The 16,675-nt window shown below is 65.3% G+C and carries 10 protein-coding genes; 6 read left to right on the top strand and 4 right to left on the bottom strand.

Going from position 1 to position 16,675, the window contains the following annotated elements:
* Positions 1-90: 90 nt before the first annotated feature.
* A complete protein-coding gene (locus ABFX19_RS11635) occupies positions 91-315 on the bottom strand; it encodes a DUF7455 domain-containing protein (protein ID WP_056547219.1) in 225 nt (74 codons plus the stop codon).
* A gap of 251 nt (positions 316-566) precedes the next feature.
* Here ABFX19_RS11635 and ABFX19_RS11630 point away from each other — a divergent pair, with 251 nt between their 5' ends.
* Complete coding sequence (locus ABFX19_RS11630) at positions 567-2,663, top strand: DNA gyrase/topoisomerase IV subunit B (RefSeq protein ID WP_277357794.1); 2,097 nt, start codon at positions 567-569, stop codon at positions 2,661-2,663.
* Positions 2,664-2,732: 69 nt separating this feature from the next.
* Here the strand turns inward: ABFX19_RS11630 and ABFX19_RS11625 are convergent, their stop codons facing one another.
* Complete coding sequence (locus ABFX19_RS11625; RefSeq protein WP_277357793.1) at positions 2,733-3,725, bottom strand: M56 family metallopeptidase; 993 nt, start codon at positions 3,723-3,725, stop codon at positions 2,733-2,735.
* Positions 3,726-3,730: 5 nt separating this feature from the next.
* Positions 3,731-4,102 (bottom strand): BlaI/MecI/CopY family transcriptional regulator, encoded by a 372-nt coding sequence (locus tag ABFX19_RS11620; RefSeq protein ID WP_056547226.1) that lies wholly within the window; start codon positions 4,100-4,102, stop codon positions 3,731-3,733.
* A gap of 211 nt (positions 4,103-4,313) precedes the next feature.
* Here ABFX19_RS11620 and ABFX19_RS11615 point away from each other — a divergent pair, with 211 nt between their 5' ends.
* The 4 genes from ABFX19_RS11615 to ABFX19_RS11600 are packed head-to-tail and all read left to right on the top strand — an operon-like array spanning position 4,314 to position 11,315.
* Positions 4,314-5,888, top strand: a complete 1,575-nt coding sequence (locus ABFX19_RS11615) for a cytochrome ubiquinol oxidase subunit I (protein WP_346028356.1) — start codon at positions 4,314-4,316, stop codon at positions 5,886-5,888.
* A gap of 39 nt (positions 5,889-5,927) precedes the next feature.
* On the top strand, positions 5,928-6,950 hold the full coding sequence (gene cydB / locus ABFX19_RS11610) for a cytochrome d ubiquinol oxidase subunit II (RefSeq protein WP_346028355.1): 1,023 nt from the start codon (positions 5,928-5,930) through the stop codon (positions 6,948-6,950).
* Entirely contained in the window at positions 6,947-10,336 is a 3,390-nt protein-coding gene (gene cydD / locus ABFX19_RS11605) for a thiol reductant ABC exporter subunit CydD (protein ID WP_346028354.1), read from the top strand. Before cydB ends, cydD begins: the two co-directional genes overlap by 4 nt.
* Positions 10,323-11,315 carry a GNAT family N-acetyltransferase gene (locus ABFX19_RS11600; protein ID WP_346028353.1) on the top strand — a complete coding sequence of 331 codons (993 nt, stop codon included), beginning with the start codon at positions 10,323-10,325 and terminating at the stop codon, positions 11,313-11,315. Before cydD ends, ABFX19_RS11600 begins: the two co-directional genes overlap by 14 nt.
* Before the next feature lie 9 nt (positions 11,316-11,324).
* On the opposite strand, the gene ABFX19_RS11595 is transcribed toward ABFX19_RS11600, so the two are convergent.
* Positions 11,325-13,802 carry a DNA gyrase/topoisomerase IV subunit A gene (locus tag ABFX19_RS11595; RefSeq protein WP_346028352.1) on the bottom strand — a complete coding sequence of 826 codons (2,478 nt, stop codon included), beginning with the start codon at positions 13,800-13,802 and terminating at the stop codon, positions 11,325-11,327.
* 122 nt (positions 13,803-13,924) lie between these two features.
* Between ABFX19_RS11595 and ABFX19_RS11590 the strand changes: the two genes are divergently transcribed.
* Positions 13,925-16,639: a bifunctional acetate--CoA ligase family protein/GNAT family N-acetyltransferase gene (locus tag ABFX19_RS11590; RefSeq protein WP_277359512.1), complete on the top strand. Its 2,715-nt coding sequence runs from the start codon at positions 13,925-13,927 to the stop codon at positions 16,637-16,639.
* The last annotated feature ends 36 nt before the right edge of the window (positions 16,640-16,675 follow it).

The following is a 16,675-nucleotide window of genomic DNA, read 5'->3' as shown; positions in this document are numbered from 1 at the left end:
CCCCTCCGCGGAGGGGGTTCTTCCTATTTATGTGCCATCCGTTCAGGAGGCTCCAACTATGCTGCGCTTCGGCGGACGGCCTGTGCGCGGCTATGCCTCTACAGTGCTCTGCGCCTTTTCGGTCAGCCGGGCGGTTTCATCCTGCCACTCTGACGTCTGCGGCCGGAGAGTGCTCTCAACGGCGCGGGCGTGGTGCCCGCAGAAGAGAAGCTCACCACCGGAGGACTGAAGGACTGCGCGCACATAGGCCTGGGCCCCGCACCGGTCACAACGGTGCAAAGCGGTCAGCTCACGGGTTGCTGTAGCTGTTGTCATGGATGCCTCCTTAGTGGTTCCTGTAGTTCATATAACCACTATTCGTTGCCGTTTCTTCGCAAGCTGGGTGTGCTTTCGCTGAGCGCGTACGCTCGCGGGGAGGCATCCGGCAGGGACGAACCGCGCGCCCGAGGGCCCGGCATGCCTGCCATCCACAGCGGGGACAAGGGAATATGCTTGGGAGGGTGCGCCGCTCCCGGCTCGCCGACGCTCGCCGAGATAGACCGCAATCCCAAGGAGTTTCCAAGGAAGTGGCACCCCGCTCTGAATACACAGCCCGCCATCTTTCCGTCCTCGAGGGGCTTGAGGCGGTTCGCAAACGTCCCGGCATGTACATTGGCTCCACTGATTCCAGGGGGCTCATGCACTGCCTCTGGGAGATCATCGACAACTCGGTGGATGAAGCACTTGCGGGACACGGCCAGAGCATCAAGGTCATCCTCCATGCCGACGGTTCCGTTGAGGTGCATGACGATGGGCGCGGCATTCCGGTAGACGCCGAACCCAAGACCGGGCTGAGCGGCGTGGAAGTCGTCTTCACGAAACTGCACGCCGGCGGCAAGTTCGGCGGCGGCTCTTACACCGCGTCCGGCGGGCTCCACGGCGTCGGCGCCAGCGTGGTCAACGCGCTGTCCGCGCGCCTCGACGTCCAGGTTGACCGTGGCGGCAAGACGTACCAGATGTCCTTCCGGAGAGGTGAGCCCGGGCGGTTTGCCGATGAGCGCAAGCCGTTGCCTACAGCGGAGTTCTCCCCCTTCGTCGACAGCTCCCGCCTCGAAGTCGTCGGGAGCACCAAACGCGGCGTCACGGGAACGAGGATCCGGTACTGGGCGGACCGGCAGATTTTCACTCCTGATGCCAAGTTCTCCTACGAAGAGCTGCAGGCTCGTGCGCGGCAGACTTCATTCCTGGTACCGGGACTAAGCATTACGCTTCGCGATGAGCGTGCCTTACCCGGCACGGACGGGGTAGTCGAAGAAGTCTTCCATCACGACGGCGGAATTTCCGAGTTCGCTGAGTTCCTGGCGATTGACCACGCCGTCACTGATGTGTGGCGCCTGCATGGGTCCGGCCGTTTCAAGGAGTCCGTTCCCGTCCTCGATGATCAGGGGCACAGCCGGATCGCCGAGGTCGAGCGTGACTGCGAAGTGGATATCGCGCTGCGCTGGGGGATCGGTTATGACACCACGGTAAAAAGTTTCGTCAACATCATTGCTACGCCCAAGGGCGGAACCCACCAGTCGGGCTTCGAACAAGCGCTCCTGAAAACCTTCCGGAAAGTGGTCGAGGCCAATGCACGCAAGCTCAAGGCGGGCAGCGACAAGCTGGAGAAAGACGACGTCTTTGCGGGTCTCACCGCGGTTCTGACCGTGCGGCTCGCGGAGCCGCAGTTCGAAGGCCAGACCAAGGAGATCCTCGGAACGTCCGCCGTCCGCGCCATCGTCGGCAAGGTGGTGGAAACGCAGATCCTTGCGAAACTGAATTCATCGGCCCGCGCAGACAAAGCGCAGTCTGCGCTGCTGTTGGAGAAGGTTGTCGCCGAGATGAAGTCCCGCGTATCGGCGCGCGTTCACAAGGAAACCCAGCGCCGGAAGAACGCGCTGGAGACATCATCCATGCCAACCAAGCTTGCAGACTGCCGCATTGACGATTCCGAGCGTTCCGAGCTGTTCATCGTTGAGGGTGACAGCGCGCTGGGGACCGCCAAGCTGGCGAGGTCCTCGGACTACCAGGCGCTGCTGCCCATTCGGGGAAAGATCCTCAACGTGCAGAAGGCCTCGGTGGGTGACATGCTCTCCAACGCCGAGTGCGCCGCGCTGATTCAGGTTGTCGGCGCAGGGTCGGGCCGCAGCTTCTCTCTTGATGCGGCCCGCTACGGCAAGGTCATCCTGATGACGGACGCCGATGTCGACGGCGCGCATATCCGTACCCTGCTGCTCACGCTGTTCTTCCGGTACATGCGTCCCCTGGTTGATGCCGGGCGGGTCTTTGCGGCCGTTCCGCCGCTGCACCGGGTGGAAATACTCAACCCCGGCAGCAAAGCGAATGAAACCGTCTATACCTATTCCGACCAGGAGCTTCACCGGCTGCTCACCGCCCTCGAACGTGAGGGCAGGCGCTACAAGGAACCCATTCAGCGGTACAAGGGACTGGGGGAAATGGATGCCGGACAGTTGGCGGAAACCACCATGGATCCGCGCCATCGCACCCTGCGTCGAGTACGGATTCAGGAGGCCGAATCGGCTGAGCGGGTCTTCGACCTTCTCATGGGCAGTGACGTTGCACCGCGCAAGGACTTCATTGTGGCCGGCGCCGCGTCGCTGGATCGCGAACGCATCGACGCCTAGTACAGGGACATAGTCTGCACAGCCAGCTTGCGCAGGAGCTGAATCAGGGAGCCCTGGAAGCCCGCCGCGTCAGCCCAGGAAACCGGGCGCGATCAGCAGGGCGGTAGGCACGGTCAGCAGCAGCGCCGATGTGGCGAGGGCCGCGAAGGTCTGTGCGGGGGTGAGCGGCGCCTGCGGCTCGAGCAGGCGGCGCAGCCGGTGAACCGTTGAGAGCGAGGCATCATCCTGCTCGGGATCCTGCGCTGCTGCGGCATCGGTCAGTGCATGATCCGGTGTCTCGCCCGAACGCCCGTGTGAAACAGACGGACCGTGCGAGCCCGTCGCCACAATGGCTATTGCTCCTACAAGGGTCTCCTGGTCCACTTCCTTGACGGCCTCGTCGTCCGCGAGCATCTCGATCAGCTCATTGACCGACCGCTGCGCCAGGCGCGACGTCGGCAGCCACGGGAGCGCTGAACGCCAGGCCGCAAAAGCCCAGAGCAGCAGGTGATGCCGCTGGCTCAGATGGGCACGCTCATGCACGAGAACGGCCCGCAGTTCATCTTCGGAGAGCAGCCCCATCAGTCCGTCGGAGAGGACCGTCACGGAGCGCGCGCCGCCGGGCAGGCAATAGGCAACCGGGGCCGGGTGCTTGATCACCAGAGTGGAGGGGTTGGTGTGTGAGGGTGAACTCAGCAGATTCAGCAGGTTGCGGTGCCGCCGTCGTTGGCCCTTGATCCGCGCATAGGTGATCAGCAGGGTGAACACGAGGTGCGCGGTCAGGAGGCTTGCGGCGCTGAGGGCGAAGACGTGGACGAGGCCGAGAGTGTCTGCCGGGCGGTTATTCACCAGGATGTCCCAGAGGCCCTGCAACGCTTCGAGCAGATTATCTCCCAGCGGTTCCAGTCCCCACACCAGCATGGCGCCGATCATTGACAGACCTCCGGCGAGCGCGATTGCCTGCCACAGGATCATCGCGGTGAACGGCGAGCGTGAGGGCCACTGTGCGCGGGAGAGGGCGATCGGTGCGGGCCATGCCAGAATCACGGCCAGCGCCGCCAGGAAGTGGGAGGCCCAGAACATGGCGGCTAGTTGCTGCCCAGGAGCCGCCGGAGTGTGCGGGCCTCGCTCTCAGAGACACTGCCGATGAAGCGTGCCAGTACAGCTTCGCGGTCAGGAGCGGTTACCAGTACCTCATGCATGAGCTCCGCCGTGTGGTCTTCGCGGCTGGTCACGGCGCGGTAGCGGTGAGGGCGGGTGTCGCGTTCACGCTCAACCAGGCCCTTCTTCTCCAGCCGGGACAGGACGGTCAACACCGTGGTGACCGCGAGTTCCTTGCCTTCCGCCGTACCTTCAGGAGCTAGCGCCAATGCATCACGAAGAGTGTTCGCGGTCATGGCCTCCTGGGTGCCCCACAGCAGGTCCATCACTGTGCGTTCGAGTTCACCGAGCGTGGCCATTCTTATTCCTTTGTTGATCCTGATCTGCGGCTGGACGGACTGATCGCGGTGCAATGCCACTTCCAACCCCTCTTAATCTACAGCTTTTTCGCGCAAGGTTCTACGTCATGTAGAAGTGTGCGGGAAAGTTGTTCTACGATATGTAGAAGAGTTTTTCTACAGAGCGTAGAAGTAGCTCACACATCGCCAGTGCTTGAGGAATTGAGGACCTGTGGAAGCACTTGAAATTGCACGGTGGCAGTTCGGTATCACCACCGTGTACCACTTTCTGATGGTGCCGCTGACGATAGGGCTTGGCCTCGTTGTCGCTGCCATGCAGACCCTCTGGTACCGGACGGGCAAGGACCATTACCTGCGGATGACGAAGTTCTGGGGGAAGCTCTTCCTCATCAACTTCATCATGGGGGTTGCAACCGGACTGGTGCAGGAGTTCCAGTTCGGGCTCGCGTGGAGCGAGTACAGCCGGTTCGTAGGCGATGTCTTCGGTGCGCCGCTTGCCATGGAAGCGCTGCTTGCGTTCTTCGTCGAATCGACCTTCCTGGGCCTGTGGATCTTCGGTTGGCAGCGGCTGCCGAAGGTGCTGCACCTTGGAGCGCTGTGGGCCGCAGTCGTGGCGTCGGTATTCTCTGCCTACTTCATCATCGTGGCGAACTCCTGGATGCAGCATCCCGTGGGCGTCGAGCTCGTGGACGGCCGTGCCCGCATGGTGGACGCCTGGGCAGTGTTCACCAACAACACCGCCCTCGTCGCCTTCACCCACACCATCTTCGGTGCCCTCGCTGTTGCGGGCGGCTTCCTGCTCGGTATTGCCTGGTACCACCTCTGGAAGCGGCGCCATGACGGGCTGGACACGGTCGACGGCGACGGGAAGGTCGTCGTCGGAACTGACACTTCCGGTTCCCGCGGAGTGATTGACCACCAGGTGTGGCTGCGCTCAGCGCGGATCGGCGCCGTCGTCGCGTTGATTTCCTTCGCCGGAACCGCAGTGTCAGGTGATCTGCAGGCAAAGCTGATGTTTGAGCAGCAGCCCATGAAGATGGCGGCAGCGGAAGCCGCCTGCCACGATGGAACCGGCTTCTCGGTCCTCTCGGTCGGCAACCTGGGATCGCAGGACTGCGACGACATCGTTGCGGTTTTCGAGGTTCCGGGCCTGCTGTCCTTCCTTGCGAACGGTGACTTCACTACCGAAGTCAAAGGCGTGAACACGCTCCTGCCCGAGTACAAGGAGCAGTACGGACAGACACTGCCGGACGATCCGATGTACGGCGAGCGCGCCGGCATGAGCATCGACTACCTGCCGGTCATGGAAGTCACCTATTGGGGCTTCCGCATCATGATCGGCTTCGGCGCACTCGCCGCCTTCGCTGCGCTGGTAGCCCTGAGGATTCTGCGGAAGGGGACGGTCCCTGAGTCCCGCTGGCTGATGCGGCTTGCGGTGTTCGGAATCCTCGCGCCTTTCGGGGCCAACTCCGCGGGCTGGATCTTCACGGAAATGGGCCGCCAGCCGTTTGTCGTGGCGCCCAACCCTGACCCCAGCGGCATCGACGGCGTCTTCATGTTCACGGCCGCCGCAGTGTCGCCGGGGGTATCGCTCGCCGAACTCGTCTTCTCGCTGGTCGCACTCACTCTGGTCTATGCCGTCCTGCTGGTCGTCGAAGTGAAGCTGCTCTTCACCTACGTGCGCGGCGGGGTTGCCTCCGCCATGCCGGAGTTGGCTGCCAGGCACGACGACGACAGTTCCTCACGCGGAAAGGACGACGACGATGTGCTCGCCTTTGCCTACTGAGCCGAACTCCACTGCGCCGCGCGGAAAGGAACCACGCACATGACCGAGCTCCTGCCCACGATCTGGTTCATCCTGATCAGCGTGCTGTGGACCGGCTTTCTCTTCCTTGAGGGATTCGACCTCGGCGTCGGCATGCTGATGAAGCTGTTCGCGCGAACCGACCGGGAACGGAGGGTCCTCCTCAACACGGTTGGGCCGGTCTGGGACGGCAACGAGGTCTGGCTCGTCACCGCGATAGGTGCAACTCTCGCCGCTTTTCCGCTCTGGTATGCCTCGCTGCTTTCCACGCTCTACCTGCCCTTCATCCTGGTGCTCCTCGCACTCATTTTCCGGGCAGTCGCCTTCGAGTACCGCGGAAAGATGAACAGCGACCAGTGGCGCCGCCGCTGGGATCTGGCAATCTTCCTCGGCTCCTTCACCGCAGCGGCTGGAATCGGCGCCGCCCTCGCCTTGACCACCTCCGGACTTCCGCTCAACGAGAACGGTGACCGGGTGGGCGGGCCATTCGTCTGGGTTACGTTTGACGCCTTCCTTGGCGCGGCCGCCGTTGTCCTCTTCTGCCTCGCCCACGCTCTGGCGTTCCTGGTGCTGAAGACCGACGGGCCCATCCGGGAACGAGCGAGAAAGCTCCTGATACGGCTGCTGCCGCTCGCCGTCGTGCCGTTGCTGCTGTGGGCAGCGACAGTGCACCTCGCCGGCGGAACGGTGTGGACCGGTCTTATCCTTGCCGTCGCCGTAGCTGCGGCGGCTGCGTCCTGGTTTGCCGAGTGGTCCTCACATGATGGCTGGGGTTTCATCTGGCTGGGTGCCGCGCTGGCGGCTTCGCTGGCATGCATCTTCGGCTCGGCCTATCCGGTCGTGTTGCCGTCGACGCTCAGCGACGCCTTCAACCTCACGGTGGAGAACGCTTCGAGCTCGCCATACACCCTCGGATTGATGAGCATCGTCGCGGCTGTCGGGGTGCCCCTCGTGCTCGCCTACCAGGGCTGGACCTACTGGGTCTTCCGGAAGCGCGTCACCGAAAAGAGCATCCCCGACGCACACTCGGTGAGCCCCCTGTGATCGACCGGCTCCTGGCCCGCGGCCCCGCCGGCATGTCCGTTCCGGTTCGTCCCGTGTACCTCCTCGGTGTCCTTGCTGCGGTCAAGGCAGTGGGGCTGGTCCTGATCGCGGAAGCAATCGCCCGCGGCATCGCGGCGCTCGCCGGCGGTGCCCTGCCGTCAGCAGACCTGTTGGAGGTCGGGGTGGCCGGTGCAGTGCTGCGCGCAGGCGCTGCCTGGGCACAGCAGGGAACCGCTGAGCGCCTGGCATACGGGGTGAAGGAGCGGCTGCGGCGGGAGGCGCTTGAGCGGGTGCTTGCCGACGGCGGGACCACGAGTGGGAAGCAGGGTACGGGCGCGCTCAGCGTGCTCCTCACCCGCGGGTTGGACGGCCTCGACAAGTACCACACGCAATACCTCCCCGCGCTCATCACCTGCGCAGTGGTTCCCCTCCTGGTCGGCGCGCGCATTCTGGCTGCGGATTGGGTGAGCGCCGCCGTGATCGTCCTGACCATCCCGCTGATCCCGGTCTTCATGGTGCTGATCGGTTGGCACACGCAGGACAGAACAGCCGAGGCGAGGGCATCGCTCGATCGGCTCTCGGACCATCTGTTGGAACTCGCAAAAGGGCTGCCCGCCCTCGTTGGCCTCGGCAGGGCAAGTGCCCAGACGCGTGCGCTGGAGGATATCGGCGCCGGCTACTCCCGCCGGACCATGGAGACACTGCGCATCGCCTTCCTGTCATCCCTCGCGCTCGAACTGATCAGCACGATTTCAGTGGCGGTCGTGGCCGTGTTCGTGGGCGTGCGGCTGATCCACGGTGATGTGGGGCTTGAAGTGGGCCTGCTCGCCCTGATCCTCGCGCCGGAGTGCTACCTGCCGCTGCGGGACCTGGGGGCCGCGCACCATGCGAGCGATGACGGGCTGGAGGCAGGACGGGCCGTGCGGCACATCATCGATGCGCCACGGACGTCCGCCGCCGTGCCGGTCGGCCGCCCGGAAAACGCCGACGACGGTGCGTCCGGCGCCGAAGGCCTCACCCTGCGGTTCGAAGGCTCAGAAGCACCGATCGTTGAGGATCTCACCTTCACCCTGTCACCGGGGATCACCGCGCTGAGGGGTCCCAGCGGTTCCGGCAAGTCAACGCTGATGGGGCTGCTGGCAGGAGTTCCCCAGCCCGGCCTTCATATTGATGGCGCGGTCAGGCCGCTCAGCGGCCCGCTCGGTTGGGTGCCGCAGCATCCCGAGCCGCTGATGGACACCGTTCGTGAAGAACTTGCCTTCTACGCAGAGTCACCGCTGGAAGACCAGGCGCTTCTTGGGCTGCTTGCGGCAGTGGACGGAAGCCAGTTGCTGGAGAAGTCCACCGGAGAACTGAGCCCGGGCGAACTCCGGAGGGTTGCGCTGGCCAGGGCCCTGCTGCGCACCGGGCCCGCCGGGGGAACATTGCTGCTCGATGAACCCACCGCCCACGTGGATGAGAACACCTCGGCGGTTATCCGCCGGACAGTACGAAACCTGCCGTCAACGGTCACTGTTGTGCTGATCGCCCATGATGATGAGACCGCACGCCTCGCCGACCGCACGGTCGACCTCGGGTCAGCCCGAAGCCTGGCTACAGCGCCGCACACTGCGCACACCCCGAATCGAGCGGGCGGAAATAACCCCGACCCGCGCGAAACCTCGCCATCTGCGCCCGCTCGATCCGGGTTGGCCGAGCCGATGATGGGCCACGGGGCCGTTCGGACAGCCCTGCGAGCGCTCTCGTTGGTGCGCCCGTGGTCCCCCCGGTTCCTCGCAGCGCTCGCTTTCGGTACGGGCTCGTCTGTTTTCGCCGTGGCCCTCACAGCACTGTCCGGCTGGCTGATCGTCCGAGCGTCTGAACAGCCGCCCATCCTCTACCTTCTCGCAGCCATCGTGGGGGTTCGGTTCTTCGGCATCGGACGCTCCCTCTTGCGCTATTGCGAACGGCTGTGGCTGCACGAGAGTATCCTGCAGACCGCTGACGCTGTGCGCCTGCGGCTGTGGCATGCGTTGCTGGGCCGTGCGGAATCCTGGCGCTCGCTATCACGCGGATCGGGTGGCATCGAACGGCTAGTGGGCGACATCGACGAACTGAGGGACACCGCCGCGCGGGCGGTCTTCCCGCCGCTGACGGCGGTCCTGACCGGTCTGGCAGCCATTTGTACGACGGCGCTGCTGCTGCCGGAGGCGATTCTCTGGCAGATCTTCGCCGTCGGTACCGGTCTACTGGCCGCCCCCGCCGCCGCATTGCTGGCGGAACGGTCAGCGGGAGCAGCGGGCATCAGGCTGCGTGCGGCTTCCCTTGCCCAGACCACGGGTCTTCTGCGGGCATCACGCGATGTCGCGGTCAACGGGCTCACTGCAGGCGCCCTGAACCGCCTCGCTCGGCTGGAATCCCGTGCCGCCCGCGGCCTGCGCCGCATCTCCTGGGCCGCCGGCATCGGACAGGCACTCGTCGTCTTCGCGTGCGCCCTGGCCGCTGTCGCCGTCCTGGCAGGCTCGGCCGGGCAGAGCGCGGAAGTAGTGGCCGTCGTCGTGCTTATGCAGCTTGCGCTCATCGAGCCTCTCGCAGCCGGGGTGAGCGCCGTGCAGCAGTGGGCGCCGCTTGGAGCCGTGACGCGCAGGCTCGATGCTCACCTGGATCCTGCCGGCGCCGCAGCCGGCTTGGAGGTCCGGCGGAGTATCCCGGAGCCGGCGCAGGGCGTGGACGCGGCGGTGCTCGCGCTGGTGGACGCCGCTGTGGGGTACGAGCCCGGTGCTCCAGTGGTAGAGGGCGTCACGCTCTCGGTGCGGAGTGGATCCTGGACCGCACTCACGGGTCCCTCGGGCAGCGGCAAATCGACCCTCATCGGCGCACTGCTCGGCTTCCTGCCACTCAGCAGCGGCAGGTACCTGGCAGGGGCCGCGGCTGACGGCGGAATGCTGCCCGCCGCCTGGTGCCCGCAGGAAGGCCACCTGTTCGACTCCTCGGTGCGGGCCAACCTCCTGCTTGCCCGTTCCCCGCAGGAACACGCTGATGATGATGAGCTGTGGCGGGTTCTCGAAGCCGTAGGGCTGGCCGATACCGTGCGGGGGCGCAAGGACGGGCTGGACACCAAAATCGGCCCGGGCGGGAACAGGTTCTCCGGCGGCGAGCGGCAGCGCCTCGCGGTTGCCCGCGCGCTGTTGACCAGAGCGTCGGTGCTGATCCTCGACGAGCCCACTGCCCACCTTGACGCCGACGGCGCTTTCCGCCTCCTGCGTGACCTGCGGAGCGGGCTGGGGGATCGGCCGGTGCTCCTGGTCACCCACGACCGCGCCGAAGCGTTCCGCTGTGACACCGGCGTCGAACTGGCTGCCGGCAGCGAGGGCAATCACTTAAGCTGGGAGCATGCCTACGCCTGAGCTCATTCCAACCCACCAGCAGCTGAGCTGGCGGGCAATAACAGCCACAGACCTTGAGGACTGGGAGTCGCTGCTACGCCGGATGGCGGTCGCTGACAAGCCGGACTGGATCGAACAGCGCGCTGACCTGGAGGAAGTCCTCGAAGCTTCCAAGAATGATCCCGTGCTGGACACCGTCATGGGTTTCGATGATGGCGGCACACCGCGCGCCTTCGGGCGGATCAGTGCAAATCCGGGTTCACAGCTGGTGCACGTTTTCGGGGGAGTCGATCCGGAATGGCGACGGCGGGGGATCGGCCGGGCGATTCACGGCTGGCAGGTCGAGCGTGCGGGTAAGAGACTGGCGGAAGCAGGGGTGGAAGGAGGCTTCATCCGTTCCTACGTGGAGGAGCTCAATCCGGGGCATCGCGCGCTCATGGAGTCGGCCGGTGGCACCATCACCCGGTGGTTCACGGAAATGACCCGCGATCTCTCGGCGGACATCCCGGAGGTCGATCTCGACCCGGAATTCGAGATCGTAGCGTTCAGCGACGACCTCTCCGAGGCCATCCGCCTGGCGCATAACGAGGCTTTCCAGGATCACTGGGGGAGTGAGCCTCGGGATGAGGAGAGCTGGCGGTTCACCGTCACCCACCCGGAGTTCCGGGCGGAGTGGAGCCTTGCCGTCATCGACAACTCCTCCGGTGAGGTGGCCGCGTACGAGATCGCGAGCTATGACCCCGAGTCCAGGGAACTGGTCGGCCACGATGAGGGCTACACCGAGCTGCTGGGCGTGAGACGCGACTGGCGTGGGCGTCGTCTCGCACCTGCGCTCCTGGCCGAAGCCATGCGCCGTTTCAAGGCAGACGGCATGGAGAACGCCGGGCTGGGCGTGGACACCGAGAACCCCTCCGGCGCCCTCGGCCTGTATGAGCGCATGGGGTACACCCCAACGCGCCGGTCGATGGTCTTCGAGAAGCAGCTCGCGCAGCCGGAGTAGTACCGGCTCCTACTCCGGACTTGGCCCGATCGCCTCGACGGGTTGTGACAGCGCCACCCCTGACCCGTCGCGGCGCCCGTGTTCGGTCGGAAGTGCCCGGGCAACGCCGGTGGCTGATACGGCCCGCGCCGGCCCGTGTCCCGCCCACGCAAGCACCAGATGGTCCTCGCCCTTCAGGAAGCGGTGGCAACGGACGCCTCCCGTTGCCCGTCCCTTGGCCGGGTACTCTGCGAATTCCGTCACCTTCACCGATCCGGGGGTGGTTCCGGGCAGCGCCTCGCTCCCGGCTGCGATGGTGACGACGACGGCGGCAGGATCTCCCGCGCGCACCGCACCGAAAAAGAGGACGGTGTCCTCAGCTCCCAGCTTGATGCCGGCCACGCCGCCTGCGGTGCGTCCCTGAGGCCGGACGGCGCCACCCGGGAAGCGCAACAGCTGCGCTTCCCGGGTGATGAAAACGAGGTCGTCGGAGTCCTCAGCGGCCGCAAGGCCGACCACACTGTCCCGCGACTTGAGGGTGATTGCCTCCCAATCATCCCGGTTGAGCGGGTAGTCCGGGACTACACGCTTGACGATCCCCTGGGCGGTTCCAAGCGCGAACGTCTTGTCCAGCGGGACGAGGCCCACCAGCGATTCGCCGCGCTCCAGCGTAATGAACTCCTTGATGGAAACCCCGCCGGCCAGATTCGGTGTGGTGTTCGTCGGCGGCAGAGCGGGCATGTCCACAACCTGGAGCCGCAGCATGCGGCCCGCCGAGGTGAGGGCGCCGATCTCCGCTCGGGCGGTGGTTGCGACAACAGAGGTGAAGGCGTCGTGCTTGACGCGTTGGCCGCCGTCGGACATCGGCTCCCGTCCCGTGGTGCGGGCGAGCTGTCCTGAGGTCGAGAGAAGAACCCAGCAGGGGTCGTCGGCGATCTCCAGGGCAAGAGGCGCTTTGGCTCCGTTGCCGGCAGGCGTGGGCAGAACTGTGCCCTTCAAGGGCGCGCTGGCCTCCGACTCCAGAAGCACGGTGCGCCGCGGCGTGGCGAACTGTTCCGCGATGGCGGCGAGTTCATCCGATACCAGCCCGCGCAGCCTCTGCTCGGAGCCGAGGATTTCCTCAAGTGCGGCAATCTCCCTGCGCAGCTCGTCCTGCTCCTTCTCCAGCTCGATGCGGGAGTACTTGGTCAGCTGGCGCAACCGGAGTTCAAGAATGTAGTTGGCCTGGATCTCGGTCAGATCATAGATTGCCATCAGCCGCTCGCGGGCAGCTGCGGCCTCATCCGAGGACCGGATGATTTGGATGACCTCGTCGATGTCCACAATGGCAATCAGCAGGCCCTCAACGAGGTGGAGCCGGTCCTTCTTCTTCCCGAGCCGGTAGGAGGTACGGCGCCGGACAACCGAGATTCGGTGGCTGACGTACACCTGAAGCAGTTCGACCAGACCGAGGGTGCGGGGCTGGCCGTCCACCAGGGTGACGTTGTTGATGCCGAAGGAATCCTCCATCGGCGAGTACCGGTAGAGCTGCGCCAGCACGGCGTTGGGATTGAAGCCGTTCTTGAGCTCGATGACCAGCCGCAGCCCGTGCGTACGGTCAGTCAAATCCACGATGTCGGAAATGCCCTGCAGCTTCTTCGCTGTTACAGCATCCTTGATCTTCTCGATCACCTTTTCCGGCCCCACCATGTAGGGCAGTTCCGTGACCACCAACCCGGTGCGGCGGGCCGAAAGCTGCTCAACCTCCACGGTGGCGCGGGTCTTGAAGGAGCCGCGGCCGCTCGCATACGCGTCACGGATGCCGTCCAGCCCGACGATCTTGCCGCCGCTCGGGAGATCCGGCCCCGGAACGAAGCGCATGAGGTCTTCCAGCGTGGCGTCCGGGTTGTCGATCAGGTGCCGTGCCGCTGAAATGACCTCCCCGAGGTTGTGCGGCGCCATGTTGGTGGCCATGCCGACAGCGATTCCGGTTGCCCCGTTGACGAGGAGGTTCGGGAAGGCTGCCGGGAGGACCTCGGGCTGGGTGAGCTGATTGTCGTAGTTCGGAATGAAATCGACGACGTCCTCGCCGAGGTGGTCCGTCATGGTCAGGGCCGCAGCAGCGAGCCGCGCCTCGGTGTAGCGGGCAGCGGCCGGGCCGTCATCGAGCGAACCGAAGTTTCCGTGCCCGTCAATCAGGGGAAGGCGGAGCGAAAAGTCCTGGGCCATGCGCACCATGGCGTCGTAGATGGCTGCATCGCCATGGGGGTGAAGCTTGCCCATGACCTCCCCGACCACGCGCGCCGACTTCACGTGACCGCGGTCGGGACGCAAACCCATGTCAGTCATCATGTACAGGATCCGGCGCTGTACCGGCTTCAAGCCGTCGCGGGCGTCCGGGAGGGCACGCGAGTAGATCACCGAATAGGCGTACTCCAGGAAGGAGCCCTCCATTTCGGAGGTGACGTCGATGTCGATGATCTTCTCGGTGTAATCCCTCTCGGGGGGTGTGGCTTGGCGCCTTGCCATGGTGTGTCGAATCCTTCGGCAGCTGATCGCGTAGGTGGTATGCGGTGGTCGGTAGGTCGTGTGGGCGGACGGCAACCGGGCTCCGGCTGACGGAAAAGGCAGCCGCCCACTACTGTGAGTCTATGGTGGCTGACGGACTATACCCCGAATATTGGGAGGCGGACGTCGTGTTGCGGGACGGCTCGACCGGCCATCTCCGGCCCATCTCGCCGCTGGATGCGGACGCCGTCCAGGCATTCCATATGAGGCAGTCCCAGAATTCCATCTACCTGCGGTTCTTCACCTATAAGGCCTCGCTGAGCGCCAGGGAACTCAAGCGGTTCACCGAGGTGGACCACGCGGGCCGCGTGGCCTTCGTCGTGACCCGTGGCCAGGACATCATAGGCATCGGCCGTTATGACCGCCTCGATGATCCCGACGAGGCCGAGGTCGCCTTCAACGTATCTGACGCCTATCAGGGCCGGGGGTTGGGGTCTATCCTGCTCGAGCACCTCGCCGTCGCAGCCCGGGAGAACGGCATCCGGCGATTCACCGCCGAGGTGCTGCCCGAAAACCGGAAGATGATCACGGTGTTCGCCGAAGCCGGCTACGAGGTGGACCGCCGCTTCGATGACGGTGTCGTGGAGCTGACGTTCAATATCGACCCGACCGACAAGTCCCGCGCAGTGATGGAAGCACGTGAGCACCGCGCCGAGGCGCGCAGCATGCAGACCCTGCTGGCGCCGTCGTCGGTTGCAGTGATCGGTGCCAGCCGCAGCTGGGGGAGCGTGGGCTACTCGCTGCTCGAACACATCGTCGACGGTGGATTCACTGGACCGGTTGCCGGCGTCAACCCCGAGGCGTTCGAGCTTAACGGCATGGTGGCCTACGGCTCCATTGCAGAGATACCCCATCCTGTGGATCTCGCCGTGATTGCGGTGCCCTACAATCAGGTGCTCGCTGTCGCCGGGGAGTGCGGGCGGGCAGGTGTGAAAGGGCTGCTTGTCGCGACGGCGGGGTTCGCCGACGACGACGGCGAAGGACTCGCGCGCCAGCGCGCGCTGGTGCACAGCGCCCGTTCCTACGGCATGCGGGTTGTGGGTCCGGCATCCCTGGGCATCATCAACACGGATCCAGCCGTGCGGCTGAATGCATCGATGGCGCCCGAATTGCCGGAGCGTGGCGGGCTGGGCCTCTTCAGTCAGTCAGCAGCAATCGGCGTCATGCTCCATGCCGCCGCCAGCCGGCGAGCCATCGGATTGTCCTCGGCGCTGTCCGCCGGCAACCGGGCGGACGTCTCCGGTAATGACGCCATGCAGTACTGGGAGGATGATCCGAACACCCGGGCCGTAGCACTGTACCTGGAGTCGATCGGCAATCCGCGCAAATTCTCCCGGATCGCACGCAGACTTTCCCGCATGAAGCCGGTTATCGTCGCCAAGTCCGACGTCATGGGACTGCAGCTGCCGCCCGGCCATGCGGTACGCACAACGCAGGCGCCCAGTGGCGCACTCGACGCGATGTTGCGGCAGTCCGGGGTAATCCGCGTCGAGACCACCGAACAACTGATGGACGTAGCGCAGATTGTGGTCGGCCAGCCTGTTCCCGGCGGAACGGGAGTGGCTGTCTTCAGCAACTCACTGGCCCTGGGGAAAGTGCTCGCGGACGCGGCGCTTGCACAGGAACTGAACGTGGTGCGGCTGAATGCGCACCTTGATCTCGACGCAGGGCAGTCCGTGGCACTGTCCGCCCTCAAAACGGCGTTCACCGAGGCACTCGCGGATCCGGAGGTGCACTCCCTCATTCTCACCCTCATTCCGGTGGTCGGGCTCTCCTTCGAGGCGATCCTGCCGGTGCTGCAGGAGTGCGGCGCCGCTGCGGCCAAGCCAGTTGTCGCATGCTTCACCGGCGTGCTGGATCCGGCCGCGCAGCTTGAGGGGTTGCGTGCCGCCCGCGGTACTTATTCACGCCGCGGGGACGAGCCCGGAGACGGTGACGCCTCCGTACCTTGCTTTGCCAGTCCCGGAGCCGCTGTGTCTGCGTTGGGCGCGGTCGTCCGGTACAGCCGCTGGAGGGAGCGCGAGCATGGTGTGTTCGCGCAGCTGGACAGCGTCGATGAGGAAGGCGCTGCTGCCCTGCTCGGCAGTGTCCTGTCCGATGTGCGGGATGTGGGGCTGCGCCGTCTCGACAGCGGCCAGCTGCACGAGCTCCTCGACTGTTACGGCATCAACGTGCTGCCCTCGATTCCCTTCGATTCAGCTGACGAGGCTGTCGAGGCCGCAGACTCGCTGGGATGGCCGGTTGCGCTGAAGACGGTTGAAGAGAATTTGCGGCACCGCCTCGATTTCGGCGGAGTCCGGCTCAACATCCCGGATGCCTCCGGCCTGCGCGCGGGGATCGAAGCCATGCGGGCCGAACTTCGCCCCTTCGGGAGTCCCGGCCTGGAAGTCCAGCCCATGGCGCCGCCGGGGCAGGCCTGCGTGATCAGGGCGATCGAGGACCCCCTGCTTGGACCTGTAGTGTCATTCGGGATGGCCGGAGATGCGGTGAACCTGCTCGACGACTGGGCGCACGGCATTCCGCCGCTGACTACTTTGGACGCTGCAGATCTTCTCCGGACGCCGCGGGCAAGCCGACGGCTTTTCGGCTACCAGGGGCTGCCGCCAGTGGACGTCCCAGCCATCGAGGATCTCCTCCTGCGGGTTGCCCTGCTCAAGGACCGGCATCCCGAGATTGCGTTGCTGCGTTTCAACCCGGTTCTGGTCTCAGCCAGCGGGCTCGCCGTCCTCAGCGCAGAAATCAGCGTAGGAAACCCCCAGCAACGCACTGACAGCGCACGCCGGGCGATGCGCGACTGACTCGCCCCAGGCAGCCCCGCCGGGCCGGTGCCTCGG

Source organism: Arthrobacter parietis (assembly GCF_039530425.1).
In the GTDB taxonomy this organism is placed as follows: Bacteria; Actinomycetota; Actinomycetes; order Actinomycetales; family Micrococcaceae; genus Arthrobacter_D; species Arthrobacter_D parietis.
Note: the sequence above shows the minus strand (reverse complement) of the source record. Positions and strands in the feature narration are given on the sequence as shown.

Coding starts and splice junctions, on each gene's coding strand:
- ABFX19_RS11635 (WP_056547219.1), bottom strand. CDS start 315: ATGACAACAGCTACAGCAACCCGTGAGCTGACCGCTTTGCACCGTTGT.
- ABFX19_RS11625 (WP_277357793.1), bottom strand. CDS start 3,725: ATGTTCTGGGCCTCCCACTTCCTGGCGGCGCTGGCCGTGATTCTGGCA.
- ABFX19_RS11620 (WP_056547226.1), bottom strand. CDS start 4,102: ATGGCCACGCTCGGTGAACTCGAACGCACAGTGATGGACCTGCTGTGG.
- cydB (WP_346028355.1), top strand. CDS start 5,928: ATGACCGAGCTCCTGCCCACGATCTGGTTCATCCTGATCAGCGTGCTG.
- ABFX19_RS11600 (WP_346028353.1), top strand. CDS start 10,323: ATGCCTACGCCTGAGCTCATTCCAACCCACCAGCAGCTGAGCTGGCGG.
- ABFX19_RS11595 (WP_346028352.1), bottom strand. CDS start 13,802: ATGGCAAGGCGCCAAGCCACACCCCCCGAGAGGGATTACACCGAGAAG.
- ABFX19_RS11590 (WP_277359512.1), top strand. CDS start 13,925: ATGGTGGCTGACGGACTATACCCCGAATATTGGGAGGCGGACGTCGTG.